This window comes from Lysobacter sp. 22409, from assembly GCF_052045105.1.
Classification (GTDB): domain Bacteria; phylum Pseudomonadota; class Gammaproteobacteria; order Xanthomonadales; family Xanthomonadaceae; genus Lysobacter; species Lysobacter antibioticus_B.
On sequence record NZ_JBQEOE010000007.1, the window covers coordinates 128,157 to 153,886 of the forward strand.

Annotated in this window: 18 protein-coding genes; 6 read left to right on the forward strand and 12 right to left on the reverse strand. The window is 63.6% G+C overall.

Translation table 11 applies throughout. The features are described 5' to 3' along the window. Positions 1–27: 27 nt before the first annotated feature. From ACTJJK_RS05935 to ACTJJK_RS05960, 6 genes are all read right to left on the reverse strand, one after another. On the reverse strand, positions 28–417 hold the full coding sequence (locus tag ACTJJK_RS05935) for a hypothetical protein (RefSeq protein WP_440729748.1): 390 nt from the start codon (positions 415–417) through the stop codon (positions 28–30). An 809-nt stretch (positions 418–1,226) separates the two neighbouring features. After that, positions 1,227–5,666: a TIR domain-containing protein gene (locus tag ACTJJK_RS05940; protein WP_440729749.1), complete on the reverse strand. Its 4,440-nt coding sequence runs from the start codon at positions 5,664–5,666 to the stop codon at positions 1,227–1,229. A gap of 11 nt (positions 5,667–5,677) precedes the next feature. Next, positions 5,678–6,010, reverse strand: coding sequence for a toll/interleukin-1 receptor domain-containing protein (locus ACTJJK_RS05945; protein ID WP_440729750.1), 333 nt, complete (start codon positions 6,008–6,010; stop codon positions 5,678–5,680). 20 nt (positions 6,011–6,030) lie between these two features. Next, the gene (locus tag ACTJJK_RS05950) at positions 6,031–7,716 is read right to left on the reverse strand and encodes a serine protease (protein WP_440729751.1); all 1,686 of its coding nucleotides are present in this window, start codon (positions 7,714–7,716) and stop codon (positions 6,031–6,033) included. 3 nt (positions 7,717–7,719) lie between these two features. Beyond that, positions 7,720–8,721 (reverse strand): PGAP1-like alpha/beta domain-containing protein, encoded by a 1,002-nt coding sequence (locus ACTJJK_RS05955; RefSeq protein WP_031372433.1) that lies wholly within the window; start codon positions 8,719–8,721, stop codon positions 7,720–7,722. Positions 8,722–9,210: 489 nt separating this feature from the next. Further along, entirely contained in the window at positions 9,211–9,591 is a 381-nt protein-coding gene (locus tag ACTJJK_RS05960) for a nuclear transport factor 2 family protein (protein ID WP_440729752.1), read from the reverse strand. 162 nt (positions 9,592–9,753) lie between these two features. Between ACTJJK_RS05960 and ACTJJK_RS05965 the strand changes: the two genes are divergently transcribed. Further along, positions 9,754–10,635, forward strand: a complete 882-nt coding sequence (locus ACTJJK_RS05965; RefSeq protein ID WP_440729753.1) for a LysR family transcriptional regulator — start codon at positions 9,754–9,756, stop codon at positions 10,633–10,635. Between the two features lie 104 nt (positions 10,636–10,739). On the opposite strand, the gene ACTJJK_RS05970 is transcribed toward ACTJJK_RS05965, so the two are convergent. Continuing rightward, on the reverse strand, positions 10,740–12,623 hold the full coding sequence (locus ACTJJK_RS05970) for a glycoside hydrolase family 9 protein (protein ID WP_440729754.1): 1,884 nt from the start codon (positions 12,621–12,623) through the stop codon (positions 10,740–10,742). A gap of 129 nt (positions 12,624–12,752) precedes the next feature. Here ACTJJK_RS05970 and ACTJJK_RS05975 point away from each other — a divergent pair, with 129 nt between their 5' ends. The 4 genes from ACTJJK_RS05975 (at position 12,753) to ACTJJK_RS05990 (ending at position 19,231) form a co-directional block, all read left to right on the forward strand. Further along, the gene (locus tag ACTJJK_RS05975) at positions 12,753–14,003 is read left to right on the forward strand and encodes an ROK family transcriptional regulator (protein WP_223621024.1); all 1,251 of its coding nucleotides are present in this window, start codon (positions 12,753–12,755) and stop codon (positions 14,001–14,003) included. A gap of 60 nt (positions 14,004–14,063) precedes the next feature. Beyond that, complete coding sequence (locus ACTJJK_RS05980; RefSeq protein WP_440729755.1) at positions 14,064–15,191, forward strand: carbohydrate kinase family protein; 1,128 nt, start codon at positions 14,064–14,066, stop codon at positions 15,189–15,191. A gap of 16 nt (positions 15,192–15,207) precedes the next feature. After that, complete coding sequence (locus ACTJJK_RS05985; RefSeq protein WP_200875843.1) at positions 15,208–16,440, forward strand: MFS transporter; 1,233 nt, start codon at positions 15,208–15,210, stop codon at positions 16,438–16,440. Positions 16,441–16,507: 67 nt separating this feature from the next. Then, positions 16,508–19,231, forward strand: a complete 2,724-nt coding sequence (locus ACTJJK_RS05990) for a TonB-dependent receptor (RefSeq protein ID WP_440729756.1) — start codon at positions 16,508–16,510, stop codon at positions 19,229–19,231. Here ACTJJK_RS05990 and ACTJJK_RS05995 read toward each other — a convergent pair. Together ACTJJK_RS05995 and ACTJJK_RS06000 are read right to left on the reverse strand one after the other, a co-directional pair. Further along, positions 19,170–19,553: a hypothetical protein gene (locus ACTJJK_RS05995; protein WP_440729757.1), complete on the reverse strand. Its 384-nt coding sequence runs from the start codon at positions 19,551–19,553 to the stop codon at positions 19,170–19,172. The genes ACTJJK_RS05990 and ACTJJK_RS05995 overlap by 62 nt on opposite strands. Positions 19,554–19,589: 36 nt before the next feature. Next, positions 19,590–20,327 (reverse strand): hypothetical protein, encoded by a 738-nt coding sequence (locus ACTJJK_RS06000; RefSeq protein WP_440729758.1) that lies wholly within the window; start codon positions 20,325–20,327, stop codon positions 19,590–19,592. 504 nt (positions 20,328–20,831) lie between these two features. Between ACTJJK_RS06000 and ACTJJK_RS06005 the strand changes: the two genes are divergently transcribed. Then, positions 20,832–22,577: an XVIPCD domain-containing protein gene (locus ACTJJK_RS06005; protein WP_440729759.1), complete on the forward strand. Its 1,746-nt coding sequence runs from the start codon at positions 20,832–20,834 to the stop codon at positions 22,575–22,577. A gap of 100 nt (positions 22,578–22,677) precedes the next feature. Here the strand turns inward: ACTJJK_RS06005 and ACTJJK_RS06010 are convergent, their stop codons facing one another. The 3 genes from ACTJJK_RS06010 to ACTJJK_RS06020 all read right to left on the reverse strand — a co-directional run. Continuing rightward, positions 22,678–24,744, reverse strand: a complete 2,067-nt coding sequence (locus ACTJJK_RS06010; protein WP_440729760.1) for a prolyl oligopeptidase family serine peptidase — start codon at positions 24,742–24,744, stop codon at positions 22,678–22,680. Between the two features lie 308 nt (positions 24,745–25,052). Then, positions 25,053–25,349, reverse strand: a complete 297-nt coding sequence (locus ACTJJK_RS06015; RefSeq protein WP_031372421.1) for a hypothetical protein — start codon at positions 25,347–25,349, stop codon at positions 25,053–25,055. 201 nt (positions 25,350–25,550) lie between these two features. Then, on the reverse strand, positions 25,551–25,730 hold a 180-nt coding region (locus ACTJJK_RS06020; RefSeq protein ID WP_440729761.1), incomplete at its 5' end, for a hypothetical protein.

Below are 25,730 nucleotides of genomic sequence, written 5' to 3' on the forward strand. Positions count from 1 at the left end.
CAGGAATACGAGGACTCGCGCACTGGCTCAGCAGTCGCCGGCCGAGGACCAGGTGTTTCCCTTGCGAACGACCAGTTCGCCGTTGATGCAGCGCAGTGAGCTTTTTTCTTGCGGTTGTGCGCTGCGTTCGGCCAAAAGCTCGGTTTCCAACTGCAGCACCCGGTCGCGCAGGCTGTCGCGCTCGGCAAGGGCTTCTTCCATTCGCAGTTGTATCTGCTGCTGTTGGGCGATGGCCCGGTCGGCCGCTTCGTTGCGTTTCTTGTCGGCCGCGGCGGTCTGTTGCTTGCCGATCTGGAAGGCTGCCGCGCCCGCGGCGGCAACGATCCCGCTGAAGATCAGGATGGCGAGCCCGGGGCTGATCCAGCCCCAGGGGCTTCGATCCTCGTCTTTCCTGACGGTGCGTGTGTTCTCGTCCATGACGCTTCCCCCTGGGTAGGCAGGCAGGATAGCCGGTCGTAAAGGAGAAGGACGCCCATCGAGCCTGCACCTGGAACTGTTATCGCAACGATCGGCGCGAGGACTGCCGAGCGTCCGCCATGCACTGGCGCGACCTGGATACGTGGAACAGGTTTCCGCCGGGCCTGTTCGTTGCGGATTCTTGGTCGTATCGTGGAGCGACCAAACGGCGCAGGGGGCGCTATGCACGCAAGGATCGCGGTTGGGTTATTTCTTGTACTCGTAACGGGCCCGGTGCCCGCCCAGAACATCCATAAGTGCGTTCGCGGCAAGGAGATCAGCTATCAATCCGAGCCGTGCGAGGCTGACCAAGCGCACCTGAAGACTTGGGGCACCTGGGCCACTTCCAGCGACGCCTATGGCCGAGTGCGAAATCCGCCTCAGCCTCGGATAGATCCCGACTATTTGCCGCGCCTGGCCAGGCGTGCGCGACAAGGCGCCGGTCCTGGGACCGTTATAGGCCCCAGTACCGGAAGCTACAGTGCTTGCGCGGAGACGAAGCGTTTACGCGACCAGTACCTCGAGTCGGAGCGAGGTCGGAACACCGGCTACGACGGCCGCAGGGCATGGAACGATCGCGTGTATGACGCCTGCAAATGACGTTGCCAGGGAAGCTGAGCTCAGCCGGCAGCCGGATGCCATCTGTTCTATAACATAATAGGCATTATGCGAAGTAATGGGTCGGGGTGTGGCCGCGGCTGAGCTGTCGGTGAGCTGCGTTCCAATCGCATGCGGATCCGTTCGGCGCTCGGCCGTACAGGCAATCGGATTCAGCCCCTGTCGAGCTCCTGGAATGACCGCGGACGCCACCCGGCCTTCAGGCGCGCGATCCAGCGCTTGCGCTGCGCAACCACGTCGGGGCGGTCGCCCGCCCGCACATAGGCCTCGAAATCACTGATGGCCCCGGCCGTATCGCCGGCGAGCACACGCGCAACCCCGCGACTGTCGCGCGCCATCCAGTTGGCCGCATCGCTCGACACCGCGGCGTTGCAGATGGCCATGACCCGCTTCGCGTAACCGCGCTTCACCGCGGCCCAGCAAAGCCCATTGGCCGAGAACGAATCGACCTTGACGGTCGCATCCAGCGAACGCCCCTTCTCGAACAGCTCGATGGCGCCCGGAAATTCTCCGCTTCTATAGGCCTGCTCCAGCCAATAGGTCGCCACGCGCTTGGCGGCTTCGGCTTCGGGATCGATCCCGCGCTTCTCGTCGAGGACCATCGCCGCGCGGTAGCCAGCAATGGCACCCTGCAGGTCGCCGCCATCAGCCAGCTTGCCGGCTTCGGCGATGAGCACGTCCGCACGCACGCTGCCCGCGGTTTCTTCCGGCGTTCGCCATAATGCCTTCGAATCTAGCTGCTCGGCGCGTTCGAAGCGCGCGATCGCCTCTTCCATGTGCCCCTGCCTCGCAAATTCCTCCCCCTCTTGCACGAGGATGGGGGCATAGATCTTGCTCGCTTGCTTGCCAGGGTCGATGTCGAGGCCGGGATCGAGGACCAGTGCCTCACGATACTTTGCAGTCGCCCCATCGAGCTCGCCTATGGAGGCTTGCGCGTCCGCTTGGACGACGAGCTTACCCGCCTTCTTGACGCGCTCGATTTCCTGCGCCGGATCGAAGCTGGTACCAGGGTCGATTTGGCGAACTCTACCGAGCTCCGCGAGCGCGGTGTCCGATCGTCCGTCGCGTACCAGATCCCGACCGCGCTCGAGCACGCCGGCGATGCCGATACGCCTCGCTTCCGCCGCCGGCTCGAACGGCAGCTCGGGAACCAATGCCTTCGCCCGCGTCAACAGCCGTACTGCATTATCGAGATGGCCGCGCTTCGCATCGCGGCGTGCATGCGCGAGATAACCCGGCCCAAGGCCCCACTCGGGGCATGTAAAGCGATACTCGAGCTCGCCGAGATACTTCTCCCATTCCTCGACATCTAGATTGCGCCCGCTCGCCTCGCAAGCAAGGCGAATCAGCTCCCCGCCGTCGAGACGCCACACTCTGCCCTCTCCCGGGAGGAGCGCGGCAAGCCAGCGATCGTCGGGGGAGAATTTCAGCGCATAGAGCCCGGCGCGATCCTCTTCCCTCCCCGGCCATGCCAACGGAAACTCCTTCCCCACGGCATCGAGCGCCGCCATCCTCAGCAACTGCACGTTGCCGGCGCGATCGGCAAGCGCGAGCCACTGCCCATCGTGACTGACCGTGATGATCGACAGCGGCACGCGTAGCGCTATAGCCTTTTCCGGCTGGTCGCCGGAGGCCAGGTTCCACACGCGAAGCCATCCATCTTCGCTTGCGGTGATAAGGCGCTGCTCGCCAGGCACCAGCGCCAACGTCGTGATGGTGTCGATATGGCCCTGCAGGATGCGCGGCTCGGCCTTGGCATCCCTCATCGACCATACCCGGATGCTGCCGTCCATCCCGGCCGTGACGACAGCTTCGCCGTCGGCAATAAAGGCGCCCCATATGAATCCCGTGTGACCTTTGAGCGCACGCACGGATACGGGCTTGGAGAGCGCCACGACGCTCGCTGCGCCACTGTCGGTCGCGACCAGGAGGCTGCCATCGTCGGGACTGAACTCGAGGGACGTCACCCAGTCTTCCTGTCCTGCCAGCGTCAGCGGCTCGGCCGACAGGTTCGAGACATCCCATACGGCAACCGCGCCGAACGCGCCACCTGCGGCCAATCGCTGACCGGAGTGACTGAACGTCAGCACGGATACGCTTGAGGCGGCTCCCTCCGCGCTCGGTATGCGCAGTGTCGCCATGGGCTTGTCGTGCTCGCCGTTGCGCCAGAGCCGTATCGTGAGGTCCTTGTCGCCCGCCGCGACGAGCTTGCCGTCGGGACTGAAGGCAACCGCGGAAACGCCGTCTTCGTGCACTGGGATCGTTACCGGAGCACGATTCGGCCGCGCTAGCGTCACGATCGCGAGAGCACCGCCCTGGCGCGGCATGGCGACGCGCGCGGCATCGCGGTCGAAGGCCAGCATCTGCTGGAGGCCACCGAAGGGTTGACCCGAACGGCTACTGGAGCTTGAGCCGGACGTCATCCGCTGCTCGAGCTCAGCGTCGTCTTCGACGTCGCTCACTCGCAATGGATCAAGGCTCGGATTCGTCAGCATCCAGAGCCGCGCTTCGCTCGACCAATCGCCGATGACGACGGCGTGACCGTCGGCACTCATCACGAGCTTGTTGCCTTTCGCACCGAGATAGCGGCGCGCGTCCGATGACTCGAAATCGGACGTCAGATCCCACACCCACAGCTCCTGGGCATCCGTCAACGCCGCGAGTCGGCGACCGCGCGCCGAATAACCGACGGCATGAATCGGTGCGTTCACTCGCTCTTCGGCCTTTGCCTCCGCGGATGCTTCAACATCCCATAGCGACATGATGTAGTCCGGCGGTTGTCCGCCCGCCACGCGCGTGGTGACGAAATGGCGTCCATCGCCGCCAAGCGCTGCGAGGCTTTCAGGAATACGCCGCTCGATCTGCGCGCCGGTCAGACTTAGCTTCCAAACCAGCGTCTCGCCGCCGCCGGCCGCGATGAGGTGATCGCCCGTCATGAATGCCGACGAGGGCGCATCGAACGACAACGCGGCTCCGGGAGCAGTTTCGCCCGGCGTGCTGGCCATCGCGACGGCCCGCGGTGCGTCGTCGCCAAGACTCCAGAGCACATGGGGTGCCGACTGCGTGGCGACGACGAGCCAACGGTCGTCCGCGCTGAAGACCGGAGCGGTTGCAATGACGCCCGTCAGCAGCTTATGGGGGGCAGCATCGATGGCCTTCCTGTCCCACAAGAGCACCGTCTCATCCCATCCGGAGGTAACGATCCAGCGACCGGTCGATCCGAACGCCGCGGTTGCAATGCCGCGCATCTCACCGTCGACTGACTTCGCGGCGTGACCACGCAGGAGAGTCGGCGGCGCGGTCAGGTCGGCGACCTCATGCAAGGCGAGATCTGGGCTGTCATCGACTAGCAACAATGCAGTGCCGTCGTGACTGAACTCAAGATGGCGAATACGACCCACGCGAGGCGTCAGCCAGCGTGGCTTTCCCCGTCGAGGCTCCTGCACGTCGACTACCGCAAACCGATCACGATCTTTGGTGATGAGGGCGAGCCGATGCTGCGGTCCGAATATCGCTGCCGACAGCCGGCCTCCCTCCGAACCGGACGCTTTGTCGTTCGGCAGCGCCGGCAGCGTTAGCTCGCGAGACTTGCTTTCAGAAGCCCTGAGATCCCAGACGGTCACTTTGCCGTCGTCGTCGTAACGCGCAAGCCAGCGTCCGTCGGCGCTAAAACTAAGCCCACGCGTGTCGATGCCGAGCCGCGTGCCGCCGGCCTCCGCCAAGACACGCCGCAGCGCAAGCTCCGCATCGTCGGTCAACGTACCGTCAACATCGTGTGTGGCACGCGCCGCTTCCACGGCAAGTAGAAGCGCCGTTTCCTTGTTTACCTCACGCTCGTCCTCGGATTGCATGGCCAGGGAGCGCGCGAAGCCGCGAACCGCGACATCGCGCTGTTCTTCGGCGCGTTTCATCTGGACCCAGGAGAACAGCGCCGCGCCTGCGAGGCTCGCCATGACCACGCCCGTGATGGCGATCGCGATACGCCGTTCACGCCGCTGCCGCAAACGCTCACGCTCCTCAAGCGTGTTGCGGTCGATGCCGTAGATGTTCGCAAGCAGTGTGTGCCATGCGCCAGCGAACGGCGCTTTGGGAGGTTTATTGCTGGCTACGTCGAAGCCGCGATAGTCGGCGGCAAGGGGAATCGCATGCGCCTTGCAGAGTTGCGCAGGAAAGGCGCAACGTGGGTCGACGGCATCGGCTTCGTTGTTCGGTACGCCGTCGAGCAACAGCGAGATCACATCGGCGTTCTCGTGCGTTTCGAGAAACCACTCGATCTCCTGGTCGACGAAAGCGCTCTGGCGCGCGTTGGGCGAGCACACCACAAGGAGCCTCTTCGATCGCCGCAGGTTATCCCGGATAGAAACGCCGTACTCGGGCCCGGTCAGATCCTGGGCATCTCGAAAAACACGCAGGCGACGTCGTTCGAGCGGCAAGGAACTTGGCGGCTTGTAGGCCTCGAGCGCTCGTTCGAGCCGCGCGACGAACTGAATGTCTTTGCGGCTATAGGAGATGAACACGTCGTAGCGTTCGGCGAGCGACTCCTCAAGAGGTGCGGCGTTGGTCGCGCTGGTCGATGTAGGCAAACGTTCCATCTTATCGACATCTAGAAAGGGCGGTCCATCTCACGCGGCAGCTCGCTCAGGTCGATCGGCTGAACGATGACGCCGAAGATGCGCTTGCCGAGCGAATTGGCGAGTAGGAATTCGGTCAGGCACCATCTGGAGGCGGCCGACGTCGGCGAAATCACGAAGATCAAGGCTCCGCAGCGATGCGCGGCCTGGGGCAGCCCCACTTGCCATCGCTCGCCCGCTATCAAGCCGCGGCGCGGGTCGAGATCGAGGAAGACGTCGCTCCAGCTGTTGACGGCGAGCCGGTCGCGCAACGCGCAAGCCTGCGCATTGTCGCTCGAGGAGTGGCTGATGAAGATGGGCGACACTCGCTGTCCTCACATCGGTTCTATTGGCTTGTCGCCGGCGAAGTTACAGATGCCCCACTCCGCACTGCATGAAACGCGATCCCTTCGTTGGCTTCATAACAGCCTTCTCCACGCAGGCGCGGCATCGACGCCGAGCCGCCGTGATGAACGCCGATCACCTCCCACTGCGAGTTGAAAACCGGACTTCCCGAGCTGCCGGGGTCCGTCGGCGTGCGGTAGTGAATGAGGCGACCATCGTCGTCGATATCCAGCAACAAACTGTCATGCAGCGATATCTGCAATCCACTCCCCAGCGGATGGCCCACGACGTAAGTTTTGGCCTTCTGGCTGACCAGTGGCAGCGCCCTCGCCGTTGCGAGCCCGGAAAACCCGGTCGTAGTTTCGGTGAGACGTACGATGGTCACGTCGAGACTATCCTGGCGCGCGCATCGCATGCCGAGGTTGCCGGGCGCCGAGGTGAACAACACCTCCGCTATACGGTGGAACACTGGCTGCGGTGCGGTAGCGCATTCCACTTCAAAAGTGACCAGGGCATCGCTCGGCGGGATCGCGCCGGCGACTTCCTCGCTGATGACGTGCGCGTTGGTAACGAACACCGGCTCGGCTCCCCACGCCGGATTGATCTCGGCGCCCGCCACCAGAAATCCGGTGCCCAGGCGTTCCATGCCACGCTTGGTCACGCAACCGATGGAGCTGCACGCGGAAACCATGCGTTGGAGCAAAGCGAGGCTGAAACCGGACTCGCCTGCGAAGTTCTTCTCCAACTCGGCCGGGCGCTTGGCGATCGCCTCGGTAATCGCCTGCACGCGGCCTGGCGAGATGGAAACCCTCGCTTCGGAGCGCAGCACATATCGCGCGATGATCGTTGCCAGCCTGTTTGCGCATTCCGGCCCCGTGCCGAGCGCGCTGCCCTGCCATATTTCGCGAAGTTGCCGCTCGTAGCTTTCAACATGGAACGGCAGCGTGCGAGGATGGTGGAGGAAACGGTACAACCAGAATTCCGCCGACTCGCATTCGCCGAGAGCAAGGTAGGTTTCCGAAAGCGTGGAGCAAAGCCACGAGTCGCCGGGATCATTGGCATGGAGGGCGAGGAGACGTTCGCAAAGGACTTGCGCCATTTGCGTCGGCGATGCAGGGCGAGGCGGCAGTCCTTCCTTGAGCTCCCGGCTCATCAGCGCAATGGCGTTGATGGCCAGCCAGTAGGGCTTGTCCCGATGCGCATGAAACTGCTCAAGGTAGCGATCGGTGGCCTTGACCAGGCTGCCCTTGTTTGCGCGCGACACGAAGCGTTGCTTGTCGATGCGCCCCAGTAGGCCTTGGTATTCCACTATTTCGGACATGGCGTCCGCGGATGCTCCAGGCGCCTCGGCTGCGGATAGGGCCTCGTGCAAAAGCCGCTCGGCAGCATCGAGCCCGGAAAGATTAATCAGCGCCTGGGCCTGGTGTTTGGCGATGGTCGGATCCAAGCCGACGCACGCGTGCCAAGCCTCACCCAACCGTTGCGCATGATAGAAATGGCGGTGCGCGTTGAGTGCACGCATCGCAAGCCTTACTTCGTCGACAGAACGGCGCTGTTGGCCGTTTCCAAATGAGGCGATAAGCAAGTCCACCGCCGCTGCGAGCTCCCATGGCGGGGCGGAGCCACAGTTTCCCTCCGCGAGGGAATTGGCGAGCTCTAGCATCGCATCGCCGTCCACCGCGCGCATGAGCTATTGGCCCATTGCTGCGATGAGCTGTTCGCGTAGCCGGGAGCCAGCCAGATAGTGCGTAGCGCTGTGTCTCCAACGCCCCCAGTTGGATTCCTTGATATCTTCGACGCCCTTCCCTCCTGCCCCCGCATAGTCATTCGCAAACCGTGGGTCCGCGCCGCAAATCGGATCGAGCGGATCGTAGATGTTGATCCAACGATCGAGGCGAGAGGGTGGGAAGTCGGGCTTGCTGCTTCCTGGTGCGTGTAATTCGTCCTGTACCTCCTTTACCCCCAGGGGCGATCCGAGGGTAAGTAAGGCGTGGACATGGGGGCAGTCATCGCAGTTACGTATAACGTCATACGCCACTATCGTGCCCATGCTGTGCGAAACGACGATGACCCGGTCCGATTCCTCGCGGGCCGCATTGAGCTTATGAAGCAACCGGGTGCGGAGTTCCTCGCGAACCTTGAAGCGACGGCCGTCTTGCCGGACGTATTCCTTGTCGAACAGATAGTAGTAGGCCTCCATCGCCGCGGCACGCACGATGGCTTGTTTGATCGGGGCCGGCAGCCAGCTTGCGATTTCGTACTCCGACGCCTCCTCCAGCGATGAAGCCGGATTCGCGACGGCGACTGGTGACAGGGCAAGTTGCGCGCTGAATTTCGATTCCAGGCTGGTAACGAAGCGTCGCTCTTCGTCGGTCAGCAACTCCATTTTGCCGGGCACATCTTCCATGCCCGCAACTTCCGCCACTATTTCGGCCTCCCCTGCATCCCCTGCGGACTCGTAGTACGAAGAAAGTTCCGTTTCGTAGTCGGTGCCGTAGAAGACGTCGGCGTAGTACCCGAAGTGCCTGGGAATACCGCGGTTGTCCAGATGGACGCCGGAGTTGGGCGGTGCGAAGACGCTGGGCATCGGATTGTCGCGGGACAATGCCCACATCCAAATCTCCTCCAGCTTCTCTGGCGCGGGCTTCTTTGCGAGCCCGTGAACGAACACGACTGCCGCATCCCTTTTCATGCGCACCACTCCCTAGAACCCGACCCTGGCTCTATAGCGAGTACAACGCGGGCGACACGTCATGGCGGCCACTTGGCATAAACCTGAATCGACCAGGCGATGCTGTCTACGCTGTTCGCAAGCCAGTACTGGGGGGCCTTGCAAATCAAGGGCCTGCGTCAATCGCTATTTTCCCAGGCAGACATCGTGGCTCCCGCGTCGGCTACGCGCGCTCCTCAGGTCCCCGTGAACACTCACCGGCCATGCTGGCCCGACTCGTCTCACGAACTGCGGTTCGCGCGAGTCGCACCGGAAACCGATTTATGCACAACGGCGACGAAGTTTCGGTTGGCGCTTGCGGACGAGTATGGAGCGGATGACCGACGGTCAAGGTCGGTCCGCCCCGATCTGCTCGAACGATCGTCGGACCGGGCGGATCGGCTGCAACCGAACGAAGGCCCCCGGTCGGAGGCCTGTCTCAGGCTGACGCTCCACCTGCTTCGGTCGAATCTACTGGCGGAGGTTGACCGACATCACCTTCTGAACGATCTTCCAGCCGCCCTGCACCTTCAGGCACGACAGCAGGTCGGTGAAGTGACGCGGCGGCATCTGCAGCTTCAGCTTCAGCTTTATCAGGGCGAGGTTGTCCGAAACATCGATCGCGACGACCTCGTCCTTGCGCTCGAGGCCGAGCTTTCGTGGAGCGGTCGCATTGCGCACGCCGCCCAGCCAGGTCTCGATCGGCATCACGCTGACTTCGCCGTCGTCGCCGATTCTGGTTACGGCACTGAGGGGGTGAAATATCGACTGGAACTGCTCGGCGTCCATGTCGTACGCGGCATCGAAATAGACTTGAGCCAAGGCTCGCAAGGTGTTTTCAGCGTCTTCCATAGATTTAACTGCCCGATGTCGGAGATTGCTGCGAAAGCGAGGACGGCCGGTCCGCTCTTCCGCTCTGGGGCGTGCTCTCCCGGTCGCCACAGGAATCACTTTAGATCGCGCCTATATATGAGTAAATTGCCAATACCCACATAGAACTCATGAGCCGATTTCATGAAGAGCGAACTCAATGACCTCGCAGCGTTCGCCATCGTCGCCACTGAGCGGAGCTTTACCAGGGCTGCGGCGCGGCTTGGGGTCACACAGTCCGCGTTGAGCCACACGATCCGCGGCCTGGAACGTCGGCTGGAACTGCAGCTCCTCGCGCGCACGACCAAGAGCGTGGCGCCGACCTCCGCGGGTGCAGCGCTGTTGAAGACGCTCTCGCCTGCGCTCGAGCAGATCGATCGGGCGCTCAACGAGGTCCGCACCGCTCGAGACCGGCCGACCGGCCGGCTTCGTCTTGCCGTCTCGAAATCCGCCGCTGTGTCGGTGCTGTTGGCCAAACTTCCGGCGTTCGCCGCGGCCTATCCCGAGGTGGTGCTTGATGTGTCCACCTGCACGGGCCCGGTGGATCTGGTTGCAGGCGGGTTCGACGCCGGCATCCAACTGGAAGAATTCATTCAGAAGGACATGATCGCCGTGCGCGTGACCCAGGAACTATGCCTGGCCGCCGTCGCTTCGCCCGGGTATTTCGCGACGCGCAGCCGCCCCCTGAAACCGCGGGACCTGAGCACCCATAACTGCATCGGGCTGCGCCTTCCGGGCGGCCCGTACCGATGGGAATTCGAGAAAGGCGGCGCGCCCGTGACGATCACCGCCAACGGGTCGCTCGTCGTCGACGACACGAGCCTGGCCATCCACGGCGCCTTGGCCGGTGTGGGCATCGCGCTGGCCTACGAAGACCAGGTGGCGGACTACATCGACGAGGGTAAGCTCATCAGGGTGCTGGAAGATTGGTCGCCCTCTTTTCCCGGCTTCTTCATCTACTACCCGGACCGTCGCCATCAATCGGCGGCGCTTTCCGCCCTGATACGCGCCCTGCGCCTAAGCTAGCGCCGCTGCGCGGCAACGCCACCCGCATCGCCATTGCGCGTGTCTTGCGCGAATTCGTTCCTCAGCCCAACTCTTGCGGATTCGGAACGAACGCCGCAGCCAGCTCAACGCGTTTCGGCCGTCGTCATCGTCATGGCCGCGAACAGCATCCAGGTGGTGTGGGGAATCCACTGCTCCACCCAGCGCCACTGCTCGGAATCCGGGCCAGGTGCGAAGCTGATGCCGGCACCGGTGTCGCTGCCCGGTGCGCCGGTGATGCCGTTGGAGATACCGCCCACGAACATTTCGCCGGCGCTCTCCAGCACGGTCGGCGGATTTTTCTTGCCGAAACCGTAGAGCATGGAGATGCCGTAAGGGTTGCGGCCCAGGGTCCAGTCGAGTTGGCTCTGCGCATAAGCGGCTCGATCGGCGGGCAGTCTATAACCGGCCGCGTCATGGTCTGCGAGCTTGCGGCCGCCGATGACCATGGCCGCGCTGAGCGACGCCAGGCGGGCGCTTTCGCCCTGCCACCAGTAGCCGGTTTCATTGCGGTGCGGGATGAAGAACCCTTCCAGTACCTCGCCTGTGGCCTTGCCGTCCTGGGTCAGTTGGAAGCGCTGGCGGGCGTAGCCATACGGGTTAGCGACCGCATTGGTGATGGTCAACTCGTGCTTGAGCGCCGAGCCGATGGCATCCAGCGCACGCTGGCGGCGCCCCTGCTCCGGTTCGATATCGACATAGGCCGAGAGGCTGATCACCGGCAAGCCGGCCTCGGCCGCATGGTAGTACGGGCGGCTGCCGCCATCGCTGACGAAACCGCCGTCGGCCTGTTGCCGCGCCATCAAGCGGGCGGCGCGCTCGCGCGCATCGTCGAGATAGCGCGACTGGCCGGTGGCGTTGTGCAGTTCCACCAGCGCCATCAACGCGGTGTAGTCGTCGATGATGTTTTCTTTGCCGTCGGCGCCGTATTGCGGGTTGAACCGGCGCAGGTGCGCATAGGCACGCTCTGCATCGGCCAGATACTGGGCACCGTCGAATTCGCCATGGCGGCCGCTTTGCTTGGCCAACATCGAAGCGCGCGCGAGCGCCGCGATGGCCATGCCGCCGCCGGCGCGAAATGCCGAGCGGTACAAGGTAGTAAACGTTCCGGCCGAGCCTTCATAACCGGTGACCATGCGCTCGACGCCGGGCGTACCCCATTGGTCGAACACGGTGGTGTAGAAGTAGCCCTCCGCATCGAGGATGCGGTGCAGATAGTCCGCGCCCCAGAACGCCTCGTCCTCAACCTGTGTCTGCAAGTCGTGGGCGGCGAACAGGGCCTTGCGCGCATGCGCGCCATAGGCGAGCACCCAGGCCGCCATCGAGGCCTGCTGCGGATTGAAATGGTTGGCATAGCCCAGGTGCGACAGGTATTTGCCCTTGTCGCCACCGGCATCCTGCCAGCCGCCCCACACATTCACCTTGCGCGAGGTCTGGAAGATGCGTAGCTCGCGGTCGGCGTTATCGGTGTGGCGGCTGCGCTTGAAGTAGCCCAGCAGCTGCGCGCCGGTGGTGGCGAAGACTGCGTTGTCGCGCACCGAGACCGACGCCGACACCGCACGTTGCTGGCCGATGCGCACTTCCACTTCGTACTTGCCCGCATCCTGCGCATCGGAAAAGTCGACGCTGAAATAGCGTTTGCCCGTGCCCCACTCGGCAAACGGCCGCAGTGGCTGCAGATCGCCTTGCTTGATCGGCTGGCCATCGCGCAGCACGGTGTAAGTGCCCCCCCCGGCCTCGCCCGCATATTCGACGATGGCCTGTTTCGGCCCCAGCCGCTCCAGCGCCACCTGGTTGATCTGCACCAGCAGCGGCTGTTTCGGCAGGCTCACCGACACCGTGGTCTTCGGCTTCGTCGCCGACGCTTCGGTCGATGCCGCGATGGCCATCTGCGGCAGGCTGGACAGCGCAATCGCCAGCGCGGCCATCGCTTGAATTGCGGTCTTGCGGGAATGCGGCGCAGCGGTCATTGGCACGGTTCCGGATAGACTGGCCACCGCAACTTAGCCATGTGGCCGGCCGCCGTCAATAAATACTTCACATGGATGTATGAATAATACGAACTCCCTCTCCCCTACGCTCAAGCGGTTTCAACGCCTATGAATATCGGCCGCGGCGCCACCCAGCAATCCAGCGCTCCCTACAACCGCCGCCTCGTGCTGGATTTCATCCGCCAGCATGGCGCGGCCTCGCGCAAGGACATCCAGGAAAAGGTCTCGCTCAGCCCGCAGACGGTCGCCAACATCACCAATGAGCTGGAATCCATCGGCCTGATCGTCTCGCGCCGGCAAAAGGACCTGAAAACCCGCGGCCAGCCGCCGATCGCCTTCGAGATCAATCCCGACGCCGGCCAATCCATCGGCATCAGCCTGGAACCTGGCCGCGCCTCGGGCGCGCTGGTGAATCTATTGGGCCAGATCGATGCGCGCTGCGAGGTGCAGTTGCAGGGCTGCGATCGATCGCAGTTGTTGGCCGGCTTGCTCGAGCTCGTGGCCAAGCTGCGCCGGCAGGCCAATGCCCGGCTGTGGGGCATCGGCGTGGCCCTGCCCGGCCCGCTCGGCGACACCGAGCTGAGTTTCGTCGGCCCCACCGCGCTGGAAGGCTGGAAGGACCTGTCCATCCTCGACCAGTTGCAGGAAGCCACCGGCCTGCCCCTGTTCCACAGCGTCGATAGCGTGGCGGGCGCGCTGGGCGAGACCTTGTACGGGGTCGCCCGGCACCTCGACAACTTCTTCTACCTGCACCTGAGCATGGGCCTGGGCGGCTCGTTGATCGTCGCTCGCAACACCTACCGCGGCACCGACGGCAACGCCACCGAGATCGGTCACGTGCCGGTGGTCCCGGGCGGCACGCCCTGTTATTGCGGCAACCAGGGCTGCCTGGAGCGCTACCTGTCGCTGCACTCGCTGGCCGAGGCGCTGGGCCTGGACGACGGACAAATCCGCACGTCCGACGTGCTCGACCGCTTGGACGACGCTGCCGACGAACCCCTGCAGCAGTGGTGCCGGCAGGCATCCCAGCGGCTGCGCGATGCCATCTGCATGATCGAGAACATGCTCGACCCGCAGACCATCGTCATCGGCGGGTCGGCGCCGCAGAAACTGGTGCAGCGCCTGGTCGACCTGGCCCAGCCATGGCACCGCTCGGTACGCGGCCGCCCTGCCCCGGAATGGCCGCGGGTGATGATTTCCCAACGCGAGGAGGACTGTTCGCTGTTGGGCGCCGCGGTGCTGCCCATCCACGAGTTGCTCTCGCCGCGCCTGGAAGGCCTGCAGAAAGATGAACTCGGGGAGCTGCAGACGGCCGAGCTGCTGGGTCACCGCCCGGCTGCCGGGGGCCGCCGAATTTAATTATACTTCCACTGGATATTTTTATTGACAGAGCAAAATTGGGGTGACTATAGTCGCCCCATGAAGCTAGAGCATCCCGAACCCAGCCGGCCCCAGCCCAACCGGACCGAGTCAAACCGGTCCGAGTCCAGCCAGTCCCAATCCAGCCAACCTCAATCCCGCCAGCCGGAGCTCGGCCGGTCTCAGTTCAACCCGCCCCAACTCAGCATCGTCGGCGACGTCAGCGTGGACCTGGTCCTGGGCACGCTGGACGGTTGGCCCAAGATCGGTACCGAACAACTGCTGCCGCGCAGCGAACTGCGCGCCGGCGGTTCGGCGGCCAACTCCGCCCTCGCGGCCCGGCACCTGGGCCTGAACCCGCATCTGATCGGCGCCATCGGTGACGACGACCTGGCCCAGTGGCTGCTACTGCAGCTGGCGGGTATCCGAGTCGAACTGCAGACCTGTGCCAGCGACACCACCGTATCGGTCGGGCTGATGCATGCCGATGGCGAACGCACCTTCTTCACCAGTTGCGGGCACCTGCAGCATCTGACTCCGGACTTCGTACTCGAACACCTGCCGCAGGCATCTCCCGGCAGCATCGCCCTGTTCACCGCCCCCTTCCTGCTGCCGGGCCTGCGCGAGCGCTTCAGCCAGCTGCTGGCCGCGGCCTCGAGCAAGGGCTATCAGGTCGCACTGGATACCGGCTGGCCGCCGGAAGGCTGGACGCCGCAGGTGCATCAGGAAGTCGAAGGCTGGCTGGCGCATTGCGACCATCTGCTGGTCAACGAGTTGGAGGCGGTGAGCATCGCCGGCAGCCAGGACGACGGCCAGGATCTGGACGACAGCCGGGTCCTGGAGCTTGCGGTGCAACACGTCGCCCGCCTGCTCAAGCCCGGTGCCCATCTGATCGTCAAATTGGGCGCCGCGGGTGCGCTGGGGCACGTCGATGGCCGGAGCATCCGCTACACCACCGAGATGGTCGGCGACATCTTCGACACCGTGGGCGCCGGCGACAGCTTCAATACCGGTTATCTGGCGGCGCGCCTGAGTCAAACCAGCACGAGCCAGGCCAGCACGAAGCAGGCCAGCCTGCGCGACGCGCTCGCGGCCGGCTGCCGCACCGCCAGCGCGATCCTGCCCCGCTTCCCGCGCAAGCGCATCGGCGCCGGCGAACTCGCCCACTGCCTGCAGCCGCAGTCCTGACCCCGGAGAGACGATCGTGAAGCACCAGCCGATGATCATCAGCTACATCCTCCTGATCTGGTTCGCGATCTCCTTCATCACCAATCTGATCGGGCCGCTGATGCCCATCGCCATCCAGGATTTCAAGCTCAGCCTGACCATGGCCGGCTTCATGCCGTTCTCATTCTTCCTGGCCTACGGCTTGATCTCGATCCCCGGCGGCCTGTTGATCGAAGTCCGCGGCACGCGCTTCACTCTGTTTACCGCCTTCGCGCTGAATTTCATCGGCGCCCTGGCCATTGCCGTGATGCCGGGTTACGTCTCGGTGGTGGCCGGGCTGTTCGTCATCGGCTTAGGCATGGCCCTGCTGCAGGTGGTGATCAACCCGCTGATGCGCACGGCCGGCGGCGAAGAGCACTTCGCCTTCTTTTCGGTGATGGCGCAGTTGGTGTTCGGCCTGGCCTCCTTCCTCAGCCCGCTGGCGTTTCGGCTCTACATGCAACGCCCCGGCGTGGAGGGGCAGCCGCTGGCCTGGCTGACGTTCTACTGGTTCTTCAGCGCCGCCTTCGTACTGCTGGCTCTGCTCAACTACAAGCTGCCGTTGCCGGCGGTGGCGCTGAAGGAAGACGAGCGCGTGGGCAGCCGCGCGGCCTACCGCAGCCTGCTGCGCCGCGTCGATGTGCGTTTGTTCTTCCTGGCCATCGTCGCCTATGTCGGCACCGAGCAGTCCCTCGCCAACTGGATGTCGCAGTTCCTGCACAGCTACCACGGCATGTCGGCCACCGAGCAAGGTGCGATTGCCGTCAGCCGCTTCTGGGGCTTGATGTCGCTGGGCTGCCTGGCCGGCTTGGGCTTGCTGAAACTCATCGACTCGAAGTGGGTGCTGGCGATCTTCTCGACGCTCGCCATCGCCTGCCTGGCCCTCGCTCTGTTCGGCTCCGCGGACATCTCTCTACTGGCCTTCCCCGCCGCGGGCTTTTTCTTGTCGGTGATGTTCTCGGTGATCTTCTCGCTGGGATTGAACTCGGTGCGCCAGCATCACGGCGCGTTCTCGGGAATCCTGTGCAGCGGCATTCTCGGTGGCGCCATCGTGCCGCTGTTGATCGGCTTCATCGCCGACCACTGGGGGCTGCGCGTGGGCCTGTCGCTGGTCTTCATCCCCCTGCTCTACATCCTCAGCGTCGGTGCCTGGGCCAGGCCACTGGTACGCAACCAGACCGTGTATTCCGCGAAAAACACGCCCGCCTCGAACACTCCCGCCTCGCCCTGATCGGGCAACCGCACCAGCCACTGCGCGGGTCCGCCGGCCCGAGTCGCCGTACAACCAGGAGCCCATAATGAAGAAGCATCCCAGCGATGTCCGACCGACCGGCATCGCCGTCGCAATCGCCGCGGTATTGATCGGCTGCGCAAGCGCGCCGGTGATGGCCCAGTCCAGTACGAGCGAGGACAGCAAACAGGTCAGCGCCGGGCAGGTCGACGCCGGACAGGCTGACGCTGGCGAAGCCCGGGCCACTCCCGTTGGCGAAGCCAGAACGACACTGGAAACCGTGCATGTTTCTGCCACCCGCATCGAATCGGACCTGCTGAAGACGCCGGTGACCGTCACCGCCGTCACCCAGGAAGCATTGACCCGCGAGGGCATCCGCGACGTGCGCGGCCTGTCCGGCAGCATGCCCAATCTGCAGATCGCCTCCGGCCCGGATTCCGGCGTGCAGGTCAGCATCCGCGGCATCGGCGCCAACAACTTCACCGAGATCGGCGACCCCGCCGTGGGCCTGCACGTGGCCGGCCTGTACTCGCCGCGTCCGCAAGGCGCGCTGGCGCTGATGTTCGACGTCGACCAGGTCGAAGTGCTGCGCGGCCCGCAGGGCACGCTGTTCGGCCGCAACTCCACCGGCGGCAGCATCAACATCATTCCGGCCAAGCCCCGTTTCGATTCCAGCTTCGGCAGCACCGAGCTCGAAGTCGGCAGCTACAACCTGCGCCAGCTCAACCTGATCCAGAACATCGCGGTGAACGATCGCTTCGCCCTGCGCCTGTCCGCCACCAAGGTCGAGCGCGATGGCTGGATCGACCAACAGCAGGACTTCACCGACGTCGATATTCCCGAGCGCGGGTTCATCGCCGACGGCATTCCCGACGTAGACCAGCGCCGCAACGTCAAGGTCGGGCGCGACGAGTATTACTACAACCGCGACGAATGGGCGGTCCGCCTCGCCGCGCGCTTCGCCATCACCGACGACGTCGAGTGGCTGCTGGCCTACGAGAAGTTCCAGAACTCCGGCGCCGGCCAGGTCGGGCTGAAGGACTGCAAGCAGGCGGCCGGCACCCGCTTCGCCTGCCAAGGCGGCAAGTGGGACGTAAAGATCAACGTGCCGGGCAAGACCGACATGTCGATCGACACGGTGCGCTCCAATCTCAACTGGTTCCTCAGCGACACCAACAGCATCGAATACAGCGTGGCGTTCGCCACACAGAAGCGCTCGCAGATCGCCGACGACGATGGCGGCTACCACGAGATCCCCTCGCAGGTTACCGCCACCTTGCCGGTGCCGGCGGCGGGCGACTGGGGCGTGTGGCCGGTGCGCGACAACACCTCGATCACCCTGGACTCGAAGTACAAGTCGTTCGTGCACGAACTGCAGTTCAAGCATCAGGGCGAACGCCTGAAGCTGGTATCCGGCCTGTTCTGGATGCACGAGAAGAACTCGATCGACTATGCCCAGGAAATGCTGGTCAACGCGCCGTTCGGCTATCCGATCAGCCAGTTCTACCATCAGCCCAACCGCCAGATCGACGCCAAGGCGATCTTCTCCCAGGCCGACTGGCGCTTCGCTCCCACCTGGACCGCAACGCTGGGCGCACGCTACAGCCGCGACGAAAAAACCGATCGCGGCGGCCAGGTGTATGGCGGTTGGGATGCCGAATCGACGGCCTATTACAACGGCCTGTACCACCCGGGCACGCCGGGCGAACCGGGCTTCCGTCCCCACAACGGCCGCGAGCTGACCGAACGGATGGGGCCGTTCGGCGGTATCGATGCCTACAAACTGTGGGGCCCCCCGGCCGAGAACGAACACTCCGAATCCTGGCGCAAGGTCACCTGGCGACTGGGCCTGACCAAGGACCTGTCCGATGACGAGATCCTGTTCACCTCACTCTCCACCGGTTACAAGGCGGGCGGCTTCGGCGACAAGGACGATGCCTGCGGCGGCAAAGTCTGCATCGACGGCCCGCCCGGCCCGCAGTACACCTTCTTCCCGTACGAGCCGGAAACCGTCACCAATTTCGAAATCGGCTACAAGGGCCTGCTGCTGGACAAGCGCCTGAGCCTGTCGGTCACCGCCTTCTACAGCCGCTACAAGGACATGCAGGTGACCGGCGATTTCTTCGCCGCCAAGGTGCACGTCAACGAACCCTGCCCGGATTGGGACCCGACCTGCGATGTGATCAAGAAGTGGCAGACCGTCAACGTCGGAACGGTGAACATCCCGGGCCTGGAAGTGGAAGTGGACTATCTGCCCACACCCAACACCCGTATCGGCGGCTTCTTCTCCTACATCGACAGCAAGATCAAGGACTACCCCAGCTTCAGCGACGAATGGAACTGCGGCGTGCGCGAAGAGTTCGGCGCCGTGCCTTGCCCGGAGCCCTACAGCGGCCCCGACCCGACCCTGGCCGGTCGCCAGATCTACGACATCACCGGCCACCACCTGCCGATGACGCCGAAATTCACCGCCGGTATCAACGTCTCCCACACGTTCAAGTTCGGCAACGGCTATGAACTGGTGCCTTGGCTCAGCGTGAAGTGGCAGGACAAGATGTACTTCACCTTGCGCAATCTCGACAACGCGCACGTCTCCGACGCGCAGGAGGCTTATACGACGGTCGATGCCAGTCTGAGTCTGCAGTCGCCGTCGTTCTGGCGCGCCGAGCTGTACGTGCTCAACGCCACCGACAAGATGACCAAGAACTGGGCCGACGATGCCGGCGGCTTCATCCGCGGTTACTGGAACGACCCCCGCACGGTCGGCCTGCGTGTCCGCTTCGACTATTGATGCCGTCATTGCGGCGCGTAAAGCCCCCCTCCCCTAGCGGGAGAGGGGGCAGATTTGCCAAAGCGAAATCGGCAAGCGACTGATGATCGGCGACGACATGCGGCGCGAGGAATCGGGAGATCTCGAGCCGGCTATGACCGTCCGGCGTACGCATCATGGCGATCTCGACGCGCATGTCGTGCAATCCGGTGACGCCATCCGCCCAATCCCCTTCGATCGGGGCACATCCTTCGAGCTCCAAGCCGAGCTCGGTGAAAAACCCGATGGCGGCATCGATGTTTTCCACCACGATGCCGACGTTATCCATACGCTCGATCGTCATGATGTCTCCTCGGCGTGGACGATGGCGGCCTGGCCGCTAGCGCCTGGGCCTCTCTGTGGCCTTGACGCAGGCCCGCAGTTTGTCCCGCGCAGCAAGCCCTCCGCTCCATTCGAGGATGTAAAGCACGTTTTCGTGCTTGCGATCGAAGACCTCGAATCGATGTTGGTCGAGCATCCCATCGAGCAGCGCGTCCACGTTCTCGACGGCCATCAGCAACATGCCGTCGCCGCCGGTGCCCGCCATCGGCAGGTTGAATACCTCGACGGCCTGGCGCTCTTCCCCGGTCTGGTGCAATTGGACGGTCAACTTCTGCGCCGACTTGGGTTTGGGAACGCCGCGCCCGTAAAGCGCCAGATAGGCGTAGGGAGAGCCGCCGCCCGGGCCTAGAATCATCATGCTGCTGCCCTCGCGATAGAAACGCGCGGCGCAGTACTGTCCTGGCGCGTTATCCGCTGCCGGCCTGAAATTCCAGAATCCGTCAAAGAAGGCCCGGTAGTCAGGGTCGCGCGCCATCCGTTGCTGATGCTTGCGCAGGCTTTCCGCCTCCTCCTGCTTGCTCCTGTGGAGCATCTCCTGCAGATCTTCGGCAGAGAAGTTGGGCTCGTAGCCTTGCCATTGATCTTCGTCGTCTTCCCCGTGGCAACACGGTGGGGTCGCCGCGATGTCGTTCATCGCTCGCGCATGCGCAGCCATTTCCGCCTGATTGGCTTGTGCCGGCCCCATTGCGCACGCAAGCGCCAATGCGCAAACCAGACTCGCGGCGACCTTCTCCATGGATGCTTTCTCTCGGAAGTTGAGATGTCGGCGGACTACGCGCCGTCGCCATCACGATACTTGCCTTTCTCGACCAAGGCGACGGCGAAAGCAAATCCCCCTGCCCCCTTTGGCAAAGGGAAAATGGCAAGAGCGGCCCATCCCAAGCGCAAAACTCCGTGCGCAAAGCCCCCATTGGAGGGCTTCGGCGCTCGATGCTGCAGCCCTCCCCTCCGGCCATTCTGGTAGGCCCAAGGCACTCAGCGCTGGGGCCGGCCCTGGTCGCCCCGTTCGTCCCGGCGAATCCTCTGTCCGAGATCGCCCAGGCACTGCCCCAACCAAGACCGGATGAGCTTGCTCGACCGCTGCGAGGCCATCGAGATTGGATCGCCCGGCTCTCGCTGCTGCGAGCACGCCCGCAATCTGCGCAATTTGTGACTATCGACACGCTTGTCGACGGTCTGCCGCGTCCTGTCGAAACGCCGCCGCACGTATCCCCTAGAGCGTCGATCAGTGGAGCGCCCCGTGCACGAGCCCGAAACCGAAACCGAGCAGGACGTCAGCGCATTGCTCGACAGTGTCAACGATATCGGCGCCGACACCATCGAGTACGCCAATCTAAAACAGCTGTTCGCCGACTCTCCGCATCTGCGAAGTCAGTTGCGCAGGGCCATGGCCGAGGGTGGGCTGACCTCGATCGTCCTGTTGCCGGAGACATCGACATTAGGCGGACTTTATACCTATACGAACGGGGTGATATCGCTAAGTCGCGAGGCCCTGTCGAAGTCTCCTGCCGAGGGCGGCACCGCAGCGGCTTGGATCGTGGGCCATGAACTCGAACATTGCGTCAGGTCCGCCGAGCTTCATGCGCGTGTCGGCCGCGATATCGAAATCGCAAACATATTTGCGACAGACAGTACTTACGACTACACCGACGTGGTCGGGTTCTATGTGCAAGCAATGCGCGAGGACGAAGCGTATTCGGAGATCGCGGGCTGGAATGCGCATTTGGACGTCCTCAAGAAAAACGGCGGCAAGGACGTGCCCGACGCCAACGACATCGTTGTGTCGGTTCCAGGTCGGAAAGACCTTTACTTCCAGCCCAGCGCCGGTAGCCTGGGTTACGATTTCAAGCCGGAGATCGAGGCGGTTCTGAACTCCGACCGGAGCATGCCGGCCAGCACCGAAGCCATCGCCAGGATATCGCAGTGCTACTTCGACGCTCCGCCGGAGCGCTCGCGCCTGGGCCCGTCGGGGAACTGCGACTATCGGCACTACTACGCGGCCATGGCGATCGGGGAAATCCATCAAACCGCCTCCTCGCAAATCCAGGTGCGACTGTCTGCGCTCCATCTCGATACCGCGACCCTTTGGGCCAGCGGGGTAGATCTCAGCCCCACCGGCATTCCGATCTTCAGCGATGCATCCGTGCCGGCACCGGCGAACGACCCGGTAGAAACCGCAACGCTGCCCGCTCCTGGCCAACCCGAGCCCAGACCATTGTTTTACGACTCCTCATGGCTAGGCATGTCCGAGCAGCGTGTGGGCGACGAATATGCCGCCAGCAGCGATGCTGTCGACCTCAGTGGCAGCTCACTGCTCGAGACGAGGATGTCTGCCAAGTGGAATCCGGATGGCGAAGCGCCGGTCCCGTTCACCACGCCTCCCGGATCTCCGCCGCTGCCGCCCGTACCGCGGTCGCCCGAACTCTTGGATCTTTGGATCGCCTCGCTACTCAGCGACGAAGTCGGGCCGAGTACCGGCAGCGCGCTCGGCAAACGCGAGTTCGACGACGAATCGCCAAGGGCAAGCCAGGGCAGTCCGAAAATTCCGCGCATCGACCGAGAATTCAACCTGATGCAGCCGCCCGACCCGCCACAAACTTCTTCCAGTACGCCGCAATCGCAACATCCGCTGTACCTGCAAGCCTTGCACGCGCTGCAAACTCACTCCGACCCGGAGCTTCGCAGCCGCGCGCCGGAAACCTTGCAGTGCCTCGCCGCCGGGCTGGCTTATGAGGCGCAGAAGTCCGATCTGGGACGCATCGATCATGTCGTCGCGTCCGAGCACAACGAGTATCTGTTCGCGATCAGGGGCGGCATACCGAACGATCCCGCCAATCAGTACGTGCAGGTCGATCAACGTGTCGCCAGCACCACGCCATTGGAACGATCGCTGGCGGAACTGGCCGCGATCACACCACCCGACGCGGCGCATGCCATGGGCGCAGCATCGCAAACGCCGCACGAGCGCCATCTGCCCCCGCATTGATCGTCCGATTCACACACGCTTTCGTCACGGACAGAACGGGCCCGACACGGAAACGCACAGCCATGGCTGAGCGTTTCCGTGCGTTGACTCGATCGAACTTCTACTTCTTGCTCTGCGCCTTATGAGTCTTGAGCGCCTCCGTCAGACCAGGCACGCCGTCGGCACCGTGCGGTACGGACAAGCTGGAGCCTTGCAGATCCTGACCGATAGGCTCGACTCGTCCGCCCAAGCACTTGCCGAGAAACCCTTCGGTCAGCGCATTGAAGGCTTTGCGGTTTTCCGGGCGCGCGAAACCGTGTCCCTCATCGGCGAACAACGCATAGCTCACCGGAATCTTGCGCTGATTCATCGCGGCAACCAGGTTGTCGCTCTCGGCCTGGGTGACGCGCGGATCGTTGGCGCCCTGACCGACGAGCAAGGGCTTGCTGATCTTGTCGACACGACCGATCGGCGAGCGCTCGAGCAGGTGCTTGCGCCCGGATTGCGTGCGCGGATCCCCTACCCGCTTGTACCAGGTCGTCTCCAGCATCGGAGCGGCGTATGCCGGGAACGATTCGATCAGCGTGACCAGACTGGAGGGGCCGACGATATCGACGCCGCATTTGAAGGTGTCGGGCGTGAAGCTCAGCCCGACCAGGGTCGCATAGCCGCCGTAGCTGCCACCCATGATCGCGACCTGGTCCTTCGTGGTCACGCCCTGTTTCACCGCCCAGGCCACCGCATCGATCAAGTCGTCGTGCATCTTGCCGGCGAACTCGCCGTCGGCACGGTTGAGGAAATTCTTACCGAAGCCGGTGGAACCGCGATAGTTGACGTTGAGCACCGCATACCCGCGGTTGGCCAGCCACTGCGTAGTGCCGGCATAGCCGTAGGAATCGCGGGCCCAGGGGCCGCCGTGCACGTTCAACACCATCGGCACCGCTCGCTCGGGCTTGCCGTCGCCGTTGGTATCGGCCTGCGGCGGCAGGGTCAGGTAGCTCACCAAGGTCAGGCCGTCGCGCGAGCGGATTTCCCGTGGCCACATCGGCGCCAGCGGCAGGCCTTCCATCTTCGGCCGCGACGAAAACAACTTGGTCAGCTTGCCCGGGCGACCGTGCTCGCCGCGATCGTAGCGGTAATACACACTCGGCGTTTCCGGCGCCGAATACAGGACGATCCAACTGCGATTGTCCAGCGTCTGCGATTGCACCGAGACCTCACCGGGGCCGATTGTCTTCAACGCCGCCAGGTCGGCGGTCACCTGCGGATCGATCGCGGTCCACTCCTCGCGCAGGTAGTTGGCGCTCGCGGCCAATATCCGGCCGCTGCTGGGATCGGTCAGAACCCCGGCGATATCGGCTTTGGGGTTTTCCAGCAGCAGGCGGCGCTTGCCGTCGGGCCCCTGCGCGAACAGCGCGCCGGTATCGCGGCCGCGCGAATCCAGCCAGTACAAGGTTTGGCCGTCGGCGGTATAGCCCAGGGTTCGGGTCGTCAGACCGTCCTCGACAGGGATGCGGTCCCAAGGACTCCATTGCCCGCTCTCGCCGAGAGCCAGTATCTCGCGGCTTCCGTCCGCAGCCGGCTTGTAGCCCAGGCGCACGCGATAGTCCTCGTCGGTGAGAAAGCCGCTGAAGCCGTCGTTTTTCTGCACCAATGTACGCTCGCCGCTGCTCAGCTCGACGCGATAGAGATCGTGGTACTTCGCATCGCGGTCGTTCATGCCGATCATCACCGACTCGGGATGGCGCGGACTGATGTTGCCGATACTGGCACGGGTCTTGGGATAGGGCGACAGATCGCGCTCGTTGCCGGTAACGATGTCCAACGCGAATACGTGATAGTTCTCATCGCCGCCGCTGTCGCGTACATACAGCAGCGTGCCGGGTTTGTATGCCCAGGTATACCCGGTGATGCCGCGGGCCTTGTCGTGGGTCGCGGGCTTGGCTTTGTCCAACTGGCCTGCAGGTGCGACCCACAGGTTGAGCACGCCATCCAATGGAGCGACCCAGCTCAGGTACTTTCCGTCGGGACTGATCGAGACGTTGGTGCGTTCAGGGTTGCTGAACAACAGATCACGCGAAATCAGCGCCGGAGCAGTGTCCGGCGTAGACGCAGGCACGACCTGCGCGGGTAAAAAGGCTAAGGCAGCGGTCAGGCCGGCAGAAAGCAAAGTGATCTTCATGAGCATCCTCGAACTATGGGGTCGCGTGAATCGACGGCAGAAAAGATGCCGTTCGCCATGTCGCCGTCTTTGCAAATCCCGAACGAACAGTTTGGCCAGTTCCAAGTTTCGTCGGGAGCAACGGGCAGCACTTCCAAGGATGCTCGAAGGGCGCAGTTGGTCGCAGGCACAGGATGCTCGAAGAGCGCCTTGGGTCGAAGGAAAGTGCGCTATTTATCGCACTCAGAAGAAAGATCCGCTCTCGAGGAACGGATCAACCTGTCTGCTTTCAATCGAATTCGGTGACGCTCAAGTTCAGCGTCATCGCGATCTCTTCAGAATGAGCCAAGGCTCATGTCCGCAGATAGCTGTTGGGGCCAGGGCCAGTCGCCCATGGATGCGGAGATGAACACGCAGAGGTCTCCGGACGGATCGAGCGTCGCGACCGGCCCTATGGAATACTTGCGCAGCTGCAGCCTGCCCCAAGTATCGAAGACCGTATCCCAGCGGTCGCCCTGGCGCACGCCGCTCGTATCCAGGAACGCGGTGAGCGGCATGACCAAGTACCAACTTCCATCGAGCGCCGGCTTCCAGCGCTCGTCGCGTAACTCATTGAGCCATGAAAAATTCAAGAACCTGTCCTAGCGCTTCGATGCCGTCGCAGCACTCGTTCGGAATGCAACGGCGCAATACTAGGAGTGCGCTCGATAGCGCAAAATTGGCAAAAGTCTTAGAAGGTCGGCCATCGCGCCCGCACTCCGAAACGTAAGGCCGAGGCCCGCGTACGACAGACATCCACCGGGTCGTCATCGGGCGGTGCATGNCCCCTGCCGTCACCAGCGAATCCGCACGCCCAGGTTGGCCTGGCGCTGCTTGACGTCACTGCCCTCCAGGCTTTCGCCGTAGGACAGCACGCCGAACACACTGACCGATTCGTTCAACTCGGCTTCCACGCCGACGTCGACGGTCGCCATCAGGCCCAGCTCGTGGTTCGGAAACGCTTGCGGTTGCGT